Source organism: Brenneria sp. hezel4-2-4 (genome assembly GCF_013155275.1).
GTDB lineage: Bacteria > Pseudomonadota > Gammaproteobacteria > Enterobacterales > Enterobacteriaceae > Brenneria.
On sequence record NZ_JABJXS010000002.1, the window covers coordinates 545,780 to 562,870 of the forward strand.

The following is a 17,091-nucleotide window of genomic DNA, read 5'->3' on the forward strand; positions in this document are numbered from 1 at the left end:
AGCATGCCTGAAGCCGATAGCGATACTCTGTGTTTATGTCCGATAATGCGGCGCGGTTACCATTGCGCCCCCCCGTCGCGTCGCCAGGCATCGGCGCTCAGCGCCTCGCCGAAATGGCTGGCAATCAGGCGCTTGGTCAGATCGTGAAGCGGGGAAGAGAGCACGTCGGCCGTGCTGCCGCGTTCTACCACCTCGCCCGCCTGCATGACCAGGATCTGATCGCTGACGTGTTTCATCATGCCCAGATGCTGGGTGACATAAATATAAGAGATACCGTGCTTTTCCTGGAGTTCCAGCATCAGATTAATAATCTGTGATCGCATAGACATATCCAGCGACGCCAGCACTTCATCCGCGACGATGACTTTAGGTTGCAGGATCAGCGCCCGCGCCAGCCCGACGCGCTGTTTCTGGCCGGGAGCCAGCGCGTGGGGGTAATAGTAAGCGTGATCCGGCCGCAGCCCCACCTGTTGCAGCGTCAGATTTATCGCCTTTTCGCGCGCTTCGGCGCTGAGATCGGTATTCAACCGCAGCGGGACATCCAGCAACTGGCCGATGCGCTGCCGCGGATTCAGCGCATTGCCGGCATCCTGAAAAATCATACGGATACGCTGGCTGCGATAGCGATAATCACCGTAGTGCAACGGATGATCGTCGATGAGCAGTTCGCCGGAGGTCGGGGCTATCATGCCGGCCAGCATTTTCGCCAGCGTGGATTTCCCCGAACCATTTTCGCCGATGATGGCCAACGTCTGACGTTCACGTAAGGTAAAGCTGACGGACTTCACGGCCTCAACATGCTGACGGTGAAACAGACCGGTGCGATAGCGGAACGTTTTGGTCAGGTTACGGGCTTCAAGTAATGTTTCAACCATCAGGACCCCTCCATGTTGAGTGGAAAGTGACAGGCATACCAATGGTTCTTGACCGAGAGCAACTGCGGGGTTTGCATACACTGTTTCTGTGAGTAAGGACAACGCGGCCCCAGACGGCAGCCGACGGGTAAATGCTCCAGCGAGGGGATCGCCCCCGGCAGGGTATTCAAGCGGCTTTTGTGCGGCAGCGAGCGGCCAAAGTCCGGCATCGCCCGGATCAGCGCCTGGGTATAAGGGTGATGCGGCGCGGTAATCAGATCTTCACTGGTGGCGCTTTCCACCGTCTGGCCGCAGTACAGCACGTTAATGCGATCGGCCCATTTGCTCATGGTTTGCAGATCGTGACTGATAAGCAGGATGGTGGTGTTGTTGTTCTGGTTGAGTCGCGCCAATAAGCGAAAAATCTGCGCCTGCGTGGTGGATTCCATTGCGTTGGTGGGTTCATCGGCGATCAACAGGCGCGGCTGGTTTGCTAGCGCGATGGCGATCATCACTTTCTGGCATTCTCCATCCGTCAGTTCATAGGGGTGGCTGCCCATAATATTTTTATGATCTTTGATGCCGACGCGGTGCAGCAGTTCGACGGCCCGACGTTTTCGCCAGTTGAACCGTTGCCACCAGCGACCTTTATACGTCCAGCCGGGGATAGTTTGTATCAATTGCCGGCCGATTTTTTCGGCGGGATCCAGGCAGGACTGCGGCTCCTGAAAAATCATGGAGACGTTATGTCCCACCAGTTTGCGCCGTTCACGCGGCGTCAGTTGCAACAGGTCAATGTCATCAAAACGAAAACGATCGGCGGTCACCCGCCAGTTATCTTTGGTGATACCGCAGATGGCTTTGGCAATCAGACTCTTGCCCGATCCCGATTCGCCCACCAGGCCGCGGATTTCCCCTTCGTTCAGCGTCATGCTCACCCGGTCGACCGCTTTTACCGCGCCGTCCGCGGTGAGAAATTCAATGGTCAGATTACGAATATCAAGCAAGGGCATACGTCGTCTCCGCCATTATTCCGTTTCTGCCAGCAGGGCGCGGCGAATGCCGTCCCCGAGCAGGTTAACAATCAGAATGCTCAGGGCAATCGCCGCGCCGGGCAACATCACCGTCCAGGGGGCGGCATAGACCAGCTCTAAGGAATTACCCAGCATGGCTCCCCATTCGGTGGTCGGCAACTGCGCCCCAAGGTCAAGAAAACCGAGTGCGGCAATGTCGAGAATCGCGATGGACAAGGCGCGGGTGAATTCCGACACCAGCGTCGCCGCGATATTCGGCAACACCACATACCAGACAATATACAGCATGGACGCGCCATCGAGACGGGTGGCGACGACATACTCTTTGTCCATTTCATCATGCACCGTACTATAGAGGGTACGCACCATGCGGGGTAACAGCGCCAGCCAGACTGCCAGCATGGCGTGCTCCAGTTTCGGGCCGATAAAGGCAATCACCACAATGGCCAGCAGCAGCGATGGAATGGACAACAGGGTGTCGAGAATATGGTTAAGCAGGGCGGAGCGCAGCCCGTGGGTGACGCCGGCAAACACGCCCAGAATGACGCCGCACAGCGCCGCCGCATGGGTGACGAGCAATGCCGCTCCCACGGTAGGGGCGGCGCCGCTCAGTAGCCGGCTCAACAGATCGCGCCCCAGATCGTCGGTGCCGAGGAAGAACGAGACTTCACCGTAGTGCGACCAGGACGGCGGCAGCATCTGGTAGCCGAGGAATTGCTGGCTAACGTCGTAAGGCGCCAACAGTTTGCCGAACAGGCACAGGCCGAGCAACAACAGAAAACCGTAGAAGCCGATCATCGCCAGCGTATCCTGATGGAATACCCGCCAGGTATCGCCCAGACGGCTGGGGATCCGTTTTTCGCTGTAAACGTTATCGAAGGGCATAAGATTCCTTATGTTTCAACGGATTTGTCATTGCGCCCCATACATCGGACAGCACATTAACCGTGATGACCATTGCGCCGACGACGATGACGCCTGCGGAGATCGCCGCATAATCCTGCTGGCGAATCGCGTTGACCAGCCAGCGCCCCAGCCCCGGCCAGTTGAACACCACTTCGGTAATCATCGTGAGCGTCAGCATAGTGGAAAACTGCAATCCCAGCTTCGGCATGATTGGCGGCAGCGCATTATGCAGCACGTGGCGGCGAATAATCGTTAGGCGCGATAAACCGCGCGTCGCCGCCGCTTTAATATAACTTTTGCCGATAACCTCGGTGGTGCTGATCCGCATCAGCCGTATCACCTCTGTCGTCGGCCCCACAGCCAGTACGGTAACAGGAAGGATCAGGTGCCGAATGGCGCTGACGATCATCTCATTACGATAAGGCGAATCGGACAGCCAGGCGTCAATCAGCGCAAAGCCGGTTACGGTTTTTACCTGATAGAGCAGGTCGAAGCGCCCGGATACCGGCAGCCAGCCGAGGTGCAGGGAGAAAAACAGCGTGAGCAGCAGCGCCAGCCAGAATACGGGCAGCGAAAAACCGATGAGCGCCAGCGTACTGATAACAATGTCCGGCCCTTTGTTTTGCATCACGCCGGCGGTAATCCCCAGCGGGATCCCCACCAGCAAAGAGAGAATAAAAGCCAGCAGACACAGTTCGATGGTGGCGGGAAAAACTTCTTTTAGCTGCACAAGGATGGCCTGACCGTTGATGCTGGAGCGGCCGAAGTCACCCTGCAACAGGCCGATAAGGTAAAAGCGATAGGCGTCAAACAGGGCGGCGCCGCTGAGCGGAGCGTGCGGCGTGTAATAGCTCAGACTGAAACCAACCAGCGTCAGCAGGAACAGCGTCACCAGCAACAATAACAGGCGGCGCAGGGTAAAGATAATCACGGTTTTTCTCCTCCCGCGGCGCTTTGCTGATGAGCGCGGCCATTCTCCCGAAAAACGCCGGCGAACGAGGCGTTGCCGAACGGGCTGAGCACGATCCCTTTCATATCGTAACGGTAAGCGAGCAGACGCAAGGATGAGGCCAGCGGCAAAACCGGTAGCTGTTCGGCCAGAATCTTCTGCGCCTGTTGGTAATATTCAATCCGTTTCGCCAACTGCTGGGAAGACAGCGCGTTTTGCAATACCTCATCAAAAGTAGGATCACACCAATGAGCATAGTTAGTTTGGGAGCGAATGGCGGCGCAACTCAATAACGGGCGAAAAAAACTGTCAGGGTCGTTACTGTCGGTCGTCCAGCCGGCCAACGTCAAATCGTGGCTGAGTTCCATCAGCCGCGCTTCCTGAAAACGTCCTTCAACCGGCACAATGGTGACCTGTACGCCCACCTGAGCCAGATCGGCCTGTATCAGCTCCGCGGTTTTCAGCGGGCTGGGGTTGTAGGATTGCGACGCGCTGGGCACCCACAGACGCAGGCTGAGATTAGTTATGCCCAGCTCCTGCAACAGTTGGCGGGATTTCTGCGGATTGTATTCGGTTATCTGCGCGTCATTGTCATACGCCCAGGAGGCGCGCGGTAAGATCGATGCGGCGGTTTCAGCCGTGCCGTAATAAATTGACTGCATCAAGCGGTCATTGTTGATCGCCAACGCGATGGCTTCACGAATGCGGCGATCGTCCAGCGGCGGTTTACGCACGTTAAATGCCAGATAGGCGACGTTCATCCCGGGGCGTAATGACAGGCGTAAGCGCGGATCGTTACGTAAAATAGCGAGCTGGCTGACGGCGGGGTAGGCAAGCACGTCGCATTCGCCGGTCAGTAATTTGGACAACCGGCCGGTGCCGCCGGAGCCAAGATCGACCACCACCTGCGGCATGCGCGGCAAACCGCGCCAATAGAGGTCGTTGCGCGTCAGGCGAATATATTGCCCGTTGCGGTATTCATTCAGCATATAGGGGCCGGTGCCGACCGGTTCGCGATCCAGTAATTCTTGCTTGTCATGTTCAGACAGCGCCTGCGCATATTCGGCAGACAAGATCGGCGCATAGTGTGTCGCCAGATGCCACAGGAAAGAGGCATCCGGGCTGTTTAGCCGGATTTCAACGCTGTACTCGCCCAATTTGCGAATGCTTTGTACCGAATCGGCAAATTGCAGACTGTCGAAATAGGGATATTCACCGCCGTTGACATCATGATACGGGTGTTTTTGATCCAACATGCGTTGAAAGCTGAACAGCACATCGTCCGCGTTCATTTTACGGGTAGGGGCGAACCAGGCGGTGGTTTGAAAAGGAACGTCGCGTCGCAGATAAAAGCGATAGGTCGATCCGTTATCCAGCACTTCCCATCGCTGGGCCAGCTCCGGCATCAGGCGATATGTATAGGGGTCCACATCCAGCAGGCGATCGTAAAGCTGGGCGGCCAGCGTATCAATCGTAACGCCGCTGCGCGCCATTTGCGGATTAAACGTATTCAGCACATCGTTAACGCAATAGACAAAGCCGCTTTGGCGGATATCCTCCGACGGCGCGGGGGTTGAGGCCGCCGGCGCGGGCGCAGCCAGCCACAGCAATGCCAGTGCGAAATAAGTTTTTCCAGACATACGGGAGTTTTCTGTCAAGACGTAATACACAGAGTGTACCGCACTCTGGCAATCCTCCCCACTCCGTTGTGTGCGGATGGCGACTTTCCAACCGATGGTATTATTTATAGCGAATGTTTGTCTTGGATCACGTTGGGGTCATTCCATGACGAGAATTACGGATGATCGGCTAAGTTATGCAGCGATGATGCCGTTATACCTAAAAACTTTGTCTGAACAATGGAGCCATTCAGGATGGACGCTATCAAGCCTCCTTGCCCCCTTAGCCTCGAATTTTCACATGAGACGGAAACGGAAGATGTCGCCAATAACCCGGCTGATTTAAGCGCGGACGCCGCCGTTGCGACATTCGAGTCCATTCCGTTTTCCGATGACAGCGTGGCGTGCACCGAAAGCGACACCGCCAGGCAGCCGCCAAACCTGCTGCCGGCGCTAAGCGAAGAAGAAAAAGAGAAGTTAAGGCAGTTGGCGGAGGCCTCGCCCGCGACGCCGTTGGATCGTGTTGACGATCTCGCCGCCGCTTTTTTTATTATCGCCATTGAAAGAACCCGGGGTTCGGCCACCAAACTTGCCAATGCCTTATATGATGCCTTTTCCGGCCCGCTAAATGACGACAAGACGGCGATGATGGAGGCGTTTGATATCGCGATGAAAAAAGAGATGCTCTCTTTTATCAAGATGACGTTTATCCCCGAAGCGTATCAGCCTCAGGCCGCATCAATAATCGACAACTATATCGGCGAACTGGTGTCGCGGCGGGATGGCATCCGTCTGGGGGCGGCCAATGCGGAGTTTTTGCTGGCTTCCAGTCTGGGCGATGAAGACCATGCTGCAAGGGTGCGGGGCGATATTGACGCGATGAAACAGGGCAGATATCACTCACAGCGCGAAATGTCCCAGGCGTTATCCATTGCCGACAGCGCGTGCAGCGCGGTGGATATGCTCGACCAATTTGAAATGATGCTGAGAAACAGCGATTGTTGCGCGCACACGCTGGACAGCGAATTGCAGCACTTAAGTCTGCTGGCCGACCACTGGGAGGATTTTGTGCAAAAGTATGCCCGGCTGACGTTGAAAAAGCACTGAAAGCGCGATAAAAGCGTCGAGCCGATTGGTGAGGAACCCTATAATCAGTATGGAAATGAGAAAAATTCTCAACAAAGTGCTTTACAAATGATAGTGATAACTATTACCATCAATTCCGCGCTTCAGTAGTTGCCGCTTCGCAGGCACTAAAGAAGAGCACGACATTGCTCACATTGCTTCCAGTATTATTTTAGCCAGCCTCCGTGCTGGCTTTTTTTTTCAGTCGATCCGACCGCTATGGCGTCGCGGGCCAGGTCTTCATCCGCAGGGGAAGGGCGTCACCCAATGGCCCCGTTGCTGACGCGCTTGAAACGCGCGCCCCCGTTTTGCGCAAACAGTTGTAGCATGCGTTGCCGTTCCAGCGGGTAGATGCGGCTACTCAGACAGCTTTCACCGTCATTAACGAAGATTTCAACCGAAGAGCGATCGAAAAAGACGCGCAGTTGCAGGGTATCGAGCGACGTCACCGGTACGCTGCGATAGCCGCTGATGCCATACTGTGGATAACGGCGTTCCAGCACCACACGCTGCGACTGATTATCGACATAGATAAACAGCCCTTGTTCGATATTTTCCTGGCCGCCGAGCGACAAACCATACTTCTCGGCATCGCTGGCCCGCAGATCGATGTCCAACGTCACGTAATGCGCCTCGCAATCCTGCATCAGCGGCATGCTGGCGTTTTTCAGCTCGATATCCTGCTGGCGATGCGGCTCGCGGCAACTGGCGTCCACTTCTGCCGCCGGGACGACGCGCAGCGTATTGTCCGGTTTCAGCGTCAGTTCGCGCGGCATTGACAGCATACCGGCCCACAGATGGTCTTTTTCCGGCATCGGCGACTCCCACATGTCCAGCCACCCCAGCATAAGGCGTCGCCCGTCCGGCCCCGATAGCGTTTGCGGCGCATAGAAATCGTGACCGGCATCGATCTCGATAAACGGCGTTTCAATAACAAACTCGCCGCCGGGTTGCCATGTCCCGACCAGATAGCCGCTCTGGAACAGATTACGGTTGTGGTATCCATCGGCTTTCATTCCCTGCGGCGAGAACATCAGCACCCATTTATCCCCCAGCGGGAAGAAGTCAGGACATTCCCACATGTAGCTTTCGCCGGGCGCAGAGCGCGCCAGCACGCCTTGCGGCTGCCAGTTGTGAAGGTCGTCGGAGCGCCACAGCCGGACTTCGCCGCGGTCTGCAACGCGCAGCCCGACCACCATGTACCAGTAATCGTCCATTTTCCAGACTTTCGGATCGCGAAAATGCTGAATGCCATCCGGCGCATCGAGGATTTTTCCCTGTGCGGTGAAGTTCACCCCGTCGCGGCTGGTGGCCAGACATTGAACCTGACGCAGCCCTTTATCGCTGGCGCGGTCGCCGTCGTGAACATGGCCGGTATAGATCAGCGATAGTTCACCATCGTTATCCACCGCCGAACCGGAAAAACAGCCGTCTTTATCCGCGTCGCCAACGGGCGCCAGCGCTACCGGCAGATGTTCCCAGTGAATAAGGTCGGAACTGCGCGCATGGCCCCAGTGCATCGGCCCCCAGGTGGCGTCATAGGGATGATGTTGGTAAAACGCGTGCCACATCCCCCCGAACCAGATCAGTCCGTTTGGATCGTTCATCCAGCCAACGGCGGGCGCCAGATGCCAGGTTGGATACCATTGCATATTCATCAACGGCCGGGTGGCGGCAATGTGACTATTCGCTTTATCGAGTAATTCATTCATAACAACTCACTTTATTGTGCGCAGAGTAAAGGAAAGGGGAGGACGAACGGATTTATCCGGCTCCAGTAGAACGCAGGAAATCAGCGTGGTGACCAGAACGATGCTCCCCATGAACAGGTAGGTCTGGGCGAAGCCCAACAGTTCATAACCGTAACCCGCGAGTGGAGACAACAGGCTGCTGACGACGGAACTGATGCAGGTAAAGCCCACCAGATAAATGGTTGACGACAACCGCTTATCAAAATTCAGGCTGTTATATTTAAACAGAGAAATTAAAAGAATCGGTAACTCAATGGCATGCAGTAATTTCATCATCGAGATCAGATACACGCCGCTGACCAGACCGGAACCAATGACGCGCAGCGCCATGACTGCGCTCGCCAGCAACAGGCCATTTTTGGCGCCGATGCGGTTAACCAGAAACGGCGCGAGGAACATGCCGCCGGCCTCAAGGAAAACCTGTAGCGAATTCAGGTAGCCATACATGGTATTGCCTGAATGAAGATCGGGAAACTGTGAGGAGAAATAGATCGGGAACTGCTGATCATACACGCCATAAACGCAGGTGCCGATGACAAAGATGACCAGCGCCCAGAAGCGTTGCAGACGCAGCAAACCCAGCGCGTCGGCCAGCGTGATATTGGCCGGGTTGCCGAACTGAAGTTGGCTCATGGCATTATCTTTGGCGATGCGCAGCAGGCTCAGACTAAGCAGAAACAGCCCGCCGGACACGGACGCCAGCGCAAAGTTGTACCAGGGATTGATATTGAAATTGATGCCGGCGAAGAACGTAGCCACCGCCCAGCCCAGCGAGCCCCACATTCTGGCCCGGCCGTACTCAATGCTTTTCATCCGGCAGAATCGCTCGATATAGGCTTCCAGCAGACCGATGCCGCCGTTGAACGTGGCGCCGATGTATAGCCCGCCGACGATACCGCCGAGATAGATGTTGAAGCGCAGAATGTCCGCGAACCCCATAAAAAACGGGCCGCTGCTCACCAGCAGAGCGGCAATCACCCATAGCTGATGTTTGCCCAGCCCCAGCTTGTCCTGAATGTATCCGTACAGCGGCTGCGAACAGAATGACACCAATGAGATGGCGGCAAAGATAATGCCGGTATCGGTCGCTTTCAGATTGACATACTGATTAAGCCAAATGGACAGCAGGGAGCAAGTGGATGACCAGGTAAAGAAAAAGAAGAAAAATAAGCTACTTAACAACAAATACGTTTTTCTGGTTTCAGCGTTCATGGTGAGAACTCCTGACAGGTCGATAACGCAATTGTTAACGTTAACTTAGAATAAACCAAAATGGTTAATAACGGATATGTGATGTTAATCATGAAAGTTAACGTTAACATTTTATTTTTATCCGCAACCCGATACATTCCGTTCAGACGCTTTCCAGCCCGATTGAAACGGGCTACCGCCGGATCCTGCGTGAGGGCACGCAACGAAACGGTGTTCTATCTTTTTGATAATCAAGATGTTGCTGAGGTAACTATGGCGAATAAAGTCTGGGTGTTGGGCGATGCGGTCATCGATTTGTTTACTGATGAGATGCAGCGCCTGCTGCCTTGTCCAGGCGGCGCGCCCGCCAACGTGGCGGTGGGGATCGCCCGACTGAACGGGAACAGCGCGTTTATCGGCCGGGTGGGGGATGAACCGTTCGGCCACCGTTTGCAACAGGTTCTGCAACAGGAACGGGTCGATACCGCGTTCCTGCATTACGACACGCGGCATCGAACCTCCGTTGTGCTGGTGAGCCTCAATGATGACGGTGAGCGACAGTTCACTTTCATGGTTCGGCCCAGCGCGGATTTGTTCCTCGAAACCGGCGACCTGCCGCCGTTTTCCGCCGGAGAATGGCTGCACTGCTGTTCTATTGCGCTGGCGGCGGAGCCGTCGCGTTCCACCACGCTACAGGCGATCAGGGAAGTCCGGCGAGCCGGCGGCTGGTTAAGTTTCGATGCCAATCTGCGCGACGATCTGTGGCCTGACCGCACGATGATGCTGAGCTGTGTGCAACAGGCGCTGGCGCAGGCTGACGTGGTGAAGCTGTCCGACGACGAACTGAAGCAACTGACGGGGATGGACGACATCACCCGCGCCATCGACGCGCTGAGCGCCGATATCAATCCGGCGCTATTGGTGGTTACGCAAGGCAAGGCAGGCGCTTGGGCCGGTAAACCCGGGAGTATGTCTTTCTATGCGGCGCAGGCGATTCGGGCGGTGGATACCACGGGGGCCGGTGATGCATTTATGGCCGGTCTGCTGGCTGGGTTGAGCGGGTTGGGCGACAACTGGCGCGACAGCGATGCGCTGCCGGCCATGATGGCGCAGGCGCAGGCCTGTGGCGCACTGGCAACCACCTCGAAAGGCGCAATGACGGCGCTGCCGCACCGTGAGGCGTTGGCCGACTATCTCTCGGTGATGGAGATGTCGCCGCACTGTTGAGCAGGAGGGGGCGATGAATATTTTCATTCATATGGCGATGGCGCTCTGTCTGGCGGCGCCGGTGTCCGGTATCGCCGCGCAGATAACGGCCTGGGTGATTGACGGCGCGCCGGAGCGCCCCTATTTCGCCCAGCTCGAACAGGGCTTTAACCAACGTTATGCCGCGCAGGGGATCTCGATAAAGATCAAACCGATACCCGGTTACAACGATGCGTTGCAGGCGGCATGGATGTCCAACGATCTGCCGGATCTGGTGATGATAGATGGCCCGAATATGGCGAGCTATATCTGGTCCGGCATGCTACAGCCGCTGGATCCGTTTATTGCGCCTGAGGTGTTGCATGATTTTCTCGATGGGGTAATCGCGCAGGGCACCTATAGCCCGGATAAACACGTTTACATGCTGAGCCAGGGAGACTCGTCGGTGGTGCTGTGGGGGAATAAACGTTACCTTGAGGCGGCGGGCATCCCCATCCCGACCCGGCTTGAAGACGCCTGGGACTATGCGCAATTCAGCGCGGTGCTGGCGAAGCTGGCGGCCCTGCCCGAAGTGAAATGGCCGCTGGATTTCAAGCTCAACTACAGCGGCGAATGGTTGACCTACGGCTATTACCCGTTTATCCGTTCTGCCGGTGGCGATCTGATCGACCAACGGCGCTGGCGGGCGAGCGGCACTCTGGATGGCCCGGCGACCGTCGCCGCCGTCGAGAAGCTGAAACATTGGCAGCATCAGCGTTGGCTGGTGCCCGCCACGGCGGGCGACAACCGTTTCTTTGGCGACCGAAGCGCCGCGCTGTCCTGGGTCGGCAACTGGATGTGGGAAACCTACCATCAGGCGCTGGGGGACGATCTGGTGCTGATCCCGGCGCCGCGCTTCGGGCGTCAGGCTTATGCGCCGAACGGCAGTTGGGGTTGGGCGGTGCCCGTTTCGACCACCAAACGGCAGGAGGTGAGCCAGTTTCTGAATTACCTGTTTTCCGCCCGGCAGATAAAGACCTACTGCGACTTTACCGGCTATGTTCCGGCGCGGCGGGCGGCAATTGCGCTGATGCCGGCCTATGCCCCCGGCGGCGCGCTCAGCCTATTGACGCAGCAGGCCAGCCATATTGCGCTGGTACGGCCGGTTCATCCGGCATACCCGGTGATCTCCGGCGAATTTGGCAAAGCGTTGAAAAACAGCTTGCAGGGCGCGGATAGCGCGACGGCGCTCAAGCGGGCGGCCGCCGCCATCGATCGGGATATTGACGACAACATGGGGTATCCACCGTTTAACGGGGTTCCCCTGCCTTCCTCCGCTGAATGAGATCACACTATGCGCAAACTACGATATCGCGTTCCGGAATATGCCATGCTGCTTCCCGCCGTGGTTTTGCTGACGGCGTTTGTGGTGATCCCGTTTATGTGTTCGATTGCCTTTTCATTTACCAATGAACGGCTGATGCCTCGGCCGATACCTACCGCATGGGTTGGCCTGACCAACTACCGGCGCATTTTTACCGACCCCGAGTTTTGGCAGGCGGTCGGCAATACTCTGCGCTTCGCGGCGATAGTGATACCGCTGCAACTGGCGCTATCGCTGGGGGCGGCCATGCTGCTTAACAGCAAATTGCGCGCTATGGCGCTGTTTCGCAGCATTATAATCATGCCGCTGCTGATCCCGATGACGGTGATTGCCGCGATCTGGTCGGTGATGCTGCAAACCCCGGATGGGCTGTTCAACGGCCTGTGGGCCGCTCTCACCGGCGCGCAACAGGTGAAAGACTGGCTTGGCGATCCGCGCTATGCGCTGTATGCCATTATCGCGCTGTCTATTTGGGCGTCGTTCCCGTTCCAGATGCTGATTTATCTGGCCGGATTGCAGGAAATCCCGAAAACGCTGTACGAGGTGGCGGTCATTGACGGCTTCGGCCGTTGGCAACAGTTCCGCTATATCACTTTTCCCGGCCTGCGCAATACGCATATTTTTGCGGTGATCATCACCACAATCGGCGCATTCAGCCTGTTTACACAGGTGAACATTCTGACCGGCGGCGGGCCGAACGGCGCGACCACCACCATTATTCAGTACATGTTCAGCAACGGATTCTCGGCACAGCGCATTGGCTTCGCTTCCGCCGTGTCGGTAGTGTTCTTCTGTGCGGTGCTGCTGCTCGGCCTAGCGCAGAAAAAACTGATGAGCGAAAAATAACGGTGACCGTATGCAACTAATCAAATACCTGTTAATCAGCGTGCTGGCGCTGACGATCGCGGTGCCGCTGATGATGATGGTGACCCTTAGTCTGAACCCGGATAATACGGATATCCTGCGCAGTATGGGGGGGGGGCGAGCCTTTATCCCGCGGCATTTTTCTCTGGACAACTATGCGGCCATTCTGGCCGATACCAACCATCCGTTCGGCCGCTATATTTTCAACACGGCGCTGATCACCGCCGTAACGCTGACGCTGTCCCTATTGATTAACTCCGCCGCCGCCTTTTCACTGGCCTGGGGGCAGGGGAAACATCGGGCGGCGCTGCTGGCGCTGATCGTTGCCTTGCTGGCTATTCCAGGCGAGACGCTGGTATTGTCGCAACTGTTCATCGTCAGTCGGGTGGGGATACTGGATACCTATCTGGTGCAGATTATTCCCTGCGTGGCGAACGCCTTCTTTATCTTTCTGTTTTATCAGTTCTTCAGCCGCATTCCGCGCGATCTCATCGACGCCGCGCGCGTGGACGGTTTCAGCCTGTTTCGCACCTGGCTCAATGTTGGTCTGCCGTTGTCAAAGCCGGTGTTTGTCACGGTGGCCACGTTACAGTTTCTCGGCAGTTGGAACAGTTATCTATGGCCGATCATGGTAACGCGCGGCCCGGAAGTCCGTCCGCTGTCGGTGGCGATGTCCGCTTATTTCGGCAGCAACCAGCTTTACTGGGGCAATATCATGGCCTTCGCGGTGATGATGGCGCTGCCGGTGATGCTATTTTTCCTGCTGGTACAGCGGCACTTTATTGCCAGCATTACCGGTTCGGCGGTGAAAGGGTGACCCTGCGGGGACACGTATTAAGGATGCGCCATGTCTAGTCTGATCCTGAAAAATGTACATAAATCATTTGATAACACGCCTGTTTTGCACGACATCAGTATGGAGATCCATGATGGCGAGTTTATGGTCTTCGTCGGCCCTTCCGGCTGTGGTAAATCCACGCTACTGCGGCTGATTGCCGGGCTGGAGAGCATCGGCGGCGGTGATATCTGCATTGATGGGCGGCGGGTAAACCGGCTGTCGCCGTCCGAACGCGGTATCGCGATGGTGTTTCAATCCTACGCGCTTTATCCGCACATGACGGTGCGCGAAAATATGAGCGTCGCCCTTAAGGTGGCCGGCGTCAGCAAAGCGGACATCGTGCGCAAGGTGGATAATGCCGCGCAGATATTGCAGTTGGAAACGCTGCTCGATCGTAAACCGAAACAGCTGTCCGGCGGTCAACGCCAGCGGGTGGCTATCGGTCGGGCGATTGTCCGTAGCCCGCAGGTGTTCCTGTTTGATGAGCCGCTGTCTAATCTGGATGCGGAACTGCGCGTACAGATGCGTCTGGAGATCGCCAGCCTGCATGAACAGCTGAAAAGCACCATGATATACGTGACGCACGATCAGGTTGAGGCGATGACCATGGCCGATCGCATTGCGGTATTGCGCGCCGGGCGGGTAGAACAGATCGGTACGCCGTTGGATCTGTACCATCATCCGCTCAATCAGTTTGTCGCCGGCTTTATTGGTTCGCCGAAGATGAATTTTATCCCCTTGAAGCTGCTGCGGCGCGATGGAGTTCGGGTCTGGCTGCAAACCCTTGACGGACAAACGTTGACGCTGCAAACCCAAACACCGCTGCCGCACGACCTGCCGTTTGCCACGCTGGGGATCCGGCCTGAGCATATTGCCGTTGACGGCAGCCGGGAGTGTGTCCTGCCGGTCACCGTAACCGCCATTGAGATGCTGGGGGGAACCAGCTATGTGCATGCGCGCACGACCGACCAGCAAGAAATTGTCTGTGAAGTGAAATCCTCGCAGTTGCCTGAAAAGTACCGCCAGGCTGATTTCTGTTTCTCCTCCGCCGACTGCTATCTGTTTGATCATCTGGGCAACAGCCTGCCGCTGCACCGTTGATTCTTCTGCCTATCGCGTCCTGACCAGGGCTTGATAGGCGGTTGACGCTCCTTCACGTTCTCCCGCCGATCCGAAAGTTGGTTTTTATTTATGATTTTCCAAGGCTATTATTGTCATGGGATGAGGTGATGGATGATAAAATGGAAAAGAAGAGTAATCGTATAGTTTCATATGTATTGATGATATTAGGCGCCGTTTTCTTACTGATTTTTATAGTTGTTGGCTATAAGACCATGCTTTCTAATGGACATTCTGTTTTTGACAGTAGAACATTTTGTGGCGAAGTAAAAAATGCGAATACGCTATATTCGTCTGACTCATTATTTCTGAGGTTGGATAATAATATTAAGGGAATAATGCAGTTAAGCGGCAGTGTCAATATTAGCGAGGAAACATTTAAAAAATACAATCTGGATAAAAACAAATTGCATTTAAGAATGGAAGGGTTACAGGTTATTCCCGCATTTCCATCGTTTGTTTTCAACGATATTGTCGTCGGCGAGTTAAAAAAAAACTTCAATTCAGTAAATAAAAACGCATTTGCAGAAATTGAAAAAAAACCTGTTGATTTGCACAGCAATGACGAGGATTTTCCATTTGAGACGTATCGCTATGGCTACAGGTTTATTCCCTATATAACGCTTGACGGCCAGAGAGTGGATATCGCGATGAGTAATATAATAACCATCGCTCAGCTATCGCCATCCTTTTCCCCCAGAGTGGCGAGTTCACCGGCACAATATATGGACAATAGAACCGGTGAAGATAGCCTGGATCAATTTAACGACGGCTACAAAAATAATGAGTGCGCTATTCTTATAGAAAGAAGCGCTATGTTTAAAACCATGGTGATTTTATTGATTGTTTTTTTGTTCTTTCCCTGTTTGTTTGCCTTTTTAAGGCAGGATATTCAGTCAGGAATTGATATCATTGCCGCATTGATCAGCGTGGCGGTCATTCGTTCATTTTTGATCGGTTCAATCGATGATTTTGATTTTTATAAAATAGACTTCTTCTTCGGCCTGGCAATCGTATTGCCTGCGGTGATCCCGCTGTTACGGTCTCCGTGGTTTAATCGTGAAAAAAATCGTCTTCTTCCGGCGGCTAGACGGCGGCGTTAGTCGCGTCGCAACGGCATGAGGATATCCCCATGACGATCCGGCAACGGAAATCGGTGCGCCGCGGGGCGCACCGTCGTCGCGCGGGGGCGTCGGATCAGAAATTGAAATCCGCGGACAGCATGTAAAACATATTGATGGCCTTGCCGTTGGTCACCCAACTGCCGCCCTGTTTGTCATCCGAGGCTTTTACTTCACCGGCGACGGTAAACCGCTTGCTGACAGGGTAGGTTGCGCCCAGCGCCGCGTATTTGTAGCGGGTGTTTTGGAAGACTTCGCCATCCGTTTTATTGGCGTTGTATTTGCGATAGTGACCGATGCCGCTGTGCAGCGTAGTGGTTAGGCCGCTGTCCCAGTTATGCCAGACGCCGACGCGGGTGGTCCAGTCCTGGTCATTGATATCTCCCCACTGTTTGCGCTGCATCGTGGCTTCGCTGTAGCGGCTGCGCAGCCAGACGCCGGTGCTGTCGGTAATGATGTACTGTATGCCGGGTTCGATTTCACTGGTCGAAATATCCGTGTCGTTAATGAATTCGCCGCCGGCGGATCGTTTGTGCTGTAGATCCTGATACAGGTAGCCAAACATCACTAGGCGATCGGTAAGGCGATATGTGCCATAAAGCTTGTAGCGCACCTGCCAGCGTTCGTTGAGCGATTCGCTGCCGGCCAGCAGTTCCGCGCCAACGCTGCCGCGCGCGAACGGGTGTTCGTAGCCGAAGATCAACTGGGTACGCTGCGTCTGCCGTTCATAGCGCTGGCTGGTAAAACCGCCCTGATATTCCGTTTCCCGCGCATTGTAAAAGGCCAGATACCATGGCGGCAGGCTGTCATGGCGCAATACCGCCTGCGACAGCACAAAGTTATCCGCGCCGTTGTGGGTAGCGCTGTTTTTCCAGTTGGAATCGGTGATTTCCAGTTTACTTTTAATATTGCCGTGGACTTTTCCGCCGTGCGGATAGGACGAACGCGTGGTCGTCCACATCACATCCTCATTCAGATAAGACCAGGGATTGACCCCGACTACGGTGCCATTATCGTTGCGCATGATATCCATGGCTGCCTGACTGGCTGCCGGCAGCAGCGCGATGGTGAGCAGAACCCATGTTGTGGAGATAACGGTTTTCATAAATAATCCCTTGCGACGGTTTTCGCAATGCAGTGAGAAATAGGGC

Annotated in this window: 15 protein-coding genes; 7 read left to right on the forward strand and 8 right to left on the reverse strand. The window is 55.4% G+C overall.

What is annotated here, in order from left to right; translation table 11 throughout:
* Positions 1 to 56 precede the first annotated feature (56 nt).
* Genes sapF through sapA form a run of 5 tightly spaced genes read right to left on the reverse strand, consistent with a single transcriptional unit; the run spans position 57 to position 5,383 of the window.
* Complete coding sequence (sapF, locus tag HOY33_RS06355) at positions 57 to 875, reverse strand: putrescine export ABC transporter ATP-binding protein SapF (protein WP_172289356.1); 819 nt, start codon at positions 873 to 875, stop codon at positions 57 to 59.
* A complete protein-coding gene (gene sapD, locus HOY33_RS06360; RefSeq protein WP_172289357.1) occupies positions 875 to 1,867 on the reverse strand; it encodes a putrescine export ABC transporter ATP-binding protein SapD in 993 nt (330 codons plus the stop codon). The genes sapF and sapD overlap by 1 nt, the downstream gene beginning before the upstream one ends.
* Positions 1,868 to 1,882: 15 nt before the next feature.
* Entirely contained in the window at positions 1,883 to 2,773 is an 891-nt protein-coding gene (sapC, locus tag HOY33_RS06365; RefSeq protein ID WP_172289358.1) for a putrescine export ABC transporter permease SapC, read from the reverse strand.
* Positions 2,760 to 3,725 (reverse strand): putrescine export ABC transporter permease SapB, encoded by a 966-nt coding sequence (gene sapB, locus HOY33_RS06370; RefSeq protein ID WP_172289359.1) that lies wholly within the window; start codon positions 3,723 to 3,725, stop codon positions 2,760 to 2,762. Before sapB ends, sapC begins: the two co-directional genes overlap by 14 nt.
* Positions 3,722 to 5,383 (reverse strand): ABC transporter substrate-binding protein SapA, encoded by a 1,662-nt coding sequence (gene sapA, locus HOY33_RS06375; protein WP_172289360.1) that lies wholly within the window; start codon positions 5,381 to 5,383, stop codon positions 3,722 to 3,724. Before sapA ends, sapB begins: the two co-directional genes overlap by 4 nt.
* Positions 5,384 to 5,617: 234 nt before the next feature.
* Here sapA and HOY33_RS06380 point away from each other — a divergent pair, with 234 nt between their 5' ends.
* Entirely contained in the window at positions 5,618 to 6,469 is an 852-nt protein-coding gene (locus HOY33_RS06380) for a hypothetical protein (protein ID WP_172289361.1), read from the forward strand.
* A gap of 278 nt (positions 6,470 to 6,747) precedes the next feature.
* Here HOY33_RS06380 and HOY33_RS06385 read toward each other — a convergent pair whose 3' ends face one another.
* Positions 6,748 to 8,199 (reverse strand): glycoside hydrolase family 32 protein, encoded by a 1,452-nt coding sequence (locus tag HOY33_RS06385; protein WP_172289362.1) that lies wholly within the window; start codon positions 8,197 to 8,199, stop codon positions 6,748 to 6,750.
* 6 nt (positions 8,200 to 8,205) lie between these two features.
* Complete coding sequence (locus HOY33_RS06390; protein WP_172289363.1) at positions 8,206 to 9,450, reverse strand: oligosaccharide MFS transporter; 1,245 nt, start codon at positions 9,448 to 9,450, stop codon at positions 8,206 to 8,208.
* A gap of 252 nt (positions 9,451 to 9,702) precedes the next feature.
* Between HOY33_RS06390 and HOY33_RS06395 the strand changes: the two genes are divergently transcribed.
* The 6 genes from HOY33_RS06395 (at position 9,703) to HOY33_RS06420 (ending at position 15,922) form a co-directional block, all read left to right on the forward strand.
* Complete coding sequence (locus HOY33_RS06395) at positions 9,703 to 10,656, forward strand: aminoimidazole riboside kinase (protein WP_172289364.1); 954 nt, start codon at positions 9,703 to 9,705, stop codon at positions 10,654 to 10,656.
* 13 nt (positions 10,657 to 10,669) lie between these two features.
* Positions 10,670 to 11,959: an extracellular solute-binding protein gene (locus HOY33_RS06400; protein ID WP_172289365.1), complete on the forward strand. Its 1,290-nt coding sequence runs from the start codon at positions 10,670 to 10,672 to the stop codon at positions 11,957 to 11,959.
* Between the two features lie 9 nt (positions 11,960 to 11,968).
* Complete coding sequence (locus tag HOY33_RS06405) at positions 11,969 to 12,844, forward strand: carbohydrate ABC transporter permease (protein WP_172289366.1); 876 nt, start codon at positions 11,969 to 11,971, stop codon at positions 12,842 to 12,844.
* A 10-nt stretch (positions 12,845 to 12,854) separates the two neighbouring features.
* Positions 12,855 to 13,679, forward strand: a complete 825-nt coding sequence (locus tag HOY33_RS06410) for a carbohydrate ABC transporter permease (RefSeq protein WP_172289367.1) — start codon at positions 12,855 to 12,857, stop codon at positions 13,677 to 13,679.
* A 30-nt stretch (positions 13,680 to 13,709) separates the two neighbouring features.
* Entirely contained in the window at positions 13,710 to 14,801 is a 1,092-nt protein-coding gene (locus HOY33_RS06415) for an ABC transporter ATP-binding protein (RefSeq protein WP_172289368.1), read from the forward strand.
* A 140-nt stretch (positions 14,802 to 14,941) separates the two neighbouring features.
* Positions 14,942 to 15,922: a hypothetical protein gene (locus HOY33_RS06420; RefSeq protein ID WP_216660414.1), complete on the forward strand. Its 981-nt coding sequence runs from the start codon at positions 14,942 to 14,944 to the stop codon at positions 15,920 to 15,922.
* Between the two features lie 94 nt (positions 15,923 to 16,016).
* Here the strand turns inward: HOY33_RS06420 and HOY33_RS06425 are convergent, their stop codons facing one another.
* Positions 16,017 to 17,045 (reverse strand): OmpG porin family protein, encoded by a 1,029-nt coding sequence (locus tag HOY33_RS06425; protein WP_172289370.1) that lies wholly within the window; start codon positions 17,043 to 17,045, stop codon positions 16,017 to 16,019.
* Between the last annotated feature and the right edge of the window lie 46 nt (positions 17,046 to 17,091).

Bases quoted from the DNA above. Each gene is read 5' to 3' on its own strand.
- sapF (WP_172289356.1), bottom strand. From the start codon at position 875: ATGGTTGAAACATTACTTGAAGCCCGTAACCTGACCAAAACGTTCCGC.
- sapD (WP_172289357.1), bottom strand. From the start codon at position 1,867: ATGCCCTTGCTTGATATTCGTAATCTGACCATTGAATTTCTCACCGCG.
- sapC (WP_172289358.1), bottom strand. From the start codon at position 2,773: ATGCCCTTCGATAACGTTTACAGCGAAAAACGGATCCCCAGCCGTCTG.
- sapA (WP_172289360.1), bottom strand. From the start codon at position 5,383: ATGTCTGGAAAAACTTATTTCGCACTGGCATTGCTGTGGCTGGCTGCG.
- HOY33_RS06380 (WP_172289361.1), top strand. From the start codon at position 5,618: ATGGACGCTATCAAGCCTCCTTGCCCCCTTAGCCTCGAATTTTCACAT.
- HOY33_RS06385 (WP_172289362.1), bottom strand. From the start codon at position 8,199: ATGAATGAATTACTCGATAAAGCGAATAGTCACATTGCCGCCACCCGG.
- HOY33_RS06390 (WP_172289363.1), bottom strand. From the start codon at position 9,450: ATGAACGCTGAAACCAGAAAAACGTATTTGTTGTTAAGTAGCTTATTT.
- HOY33_RS06395 (WP_172289364.1), top strand. From the start codon at position 9,703: ATGGCGAATAAAGTCTGGGTGTTGGGCGATGCGGTCATCGATTTGTTT.
- HOY33_RS06400 (WP_172289365.1), top strand. From the start codon at position 10,670: ATGAATATTTTCATTCATATGGCGATGGCGCTCTGTCTGGCGGCGCCG.
- HOY33_RS06405 (WP_172289366.1), top strand. From the start codon at position 11,969: ATGCGCAAACTACGATATCGCGTTCCGGAATATGCCATGCTGCTTCCC.
- HOY33_RS06410 (WP_172289367.1), top strand. From the start codon at position 12,855: ATGCAACTAATCAAATACCTGTTAATCAGCGTGCTGGCGCTGACGATC.
- HOY33_RS06415 (WP_172289368.1), top strand. From the start codon at position 13,710: ATGTCTAGTCTGATCCTGAAAAATGTACATAAATCATTTGATAACACG.
- HOY33_RS06420 (WP_216660414.1), top strand. From the start codon at position 14,942: ATGGAAAAGAAGAGTAATCGTATAGTTTCATATGTATTGATGATATTA.
- HOY33_RS06425 (WP_172289370.1), bottom strand. From the start codon at position 17,045: ATGAAAACCGTTATCTCCACAACATGGGTTCTGCTCACCATCGCGCTG.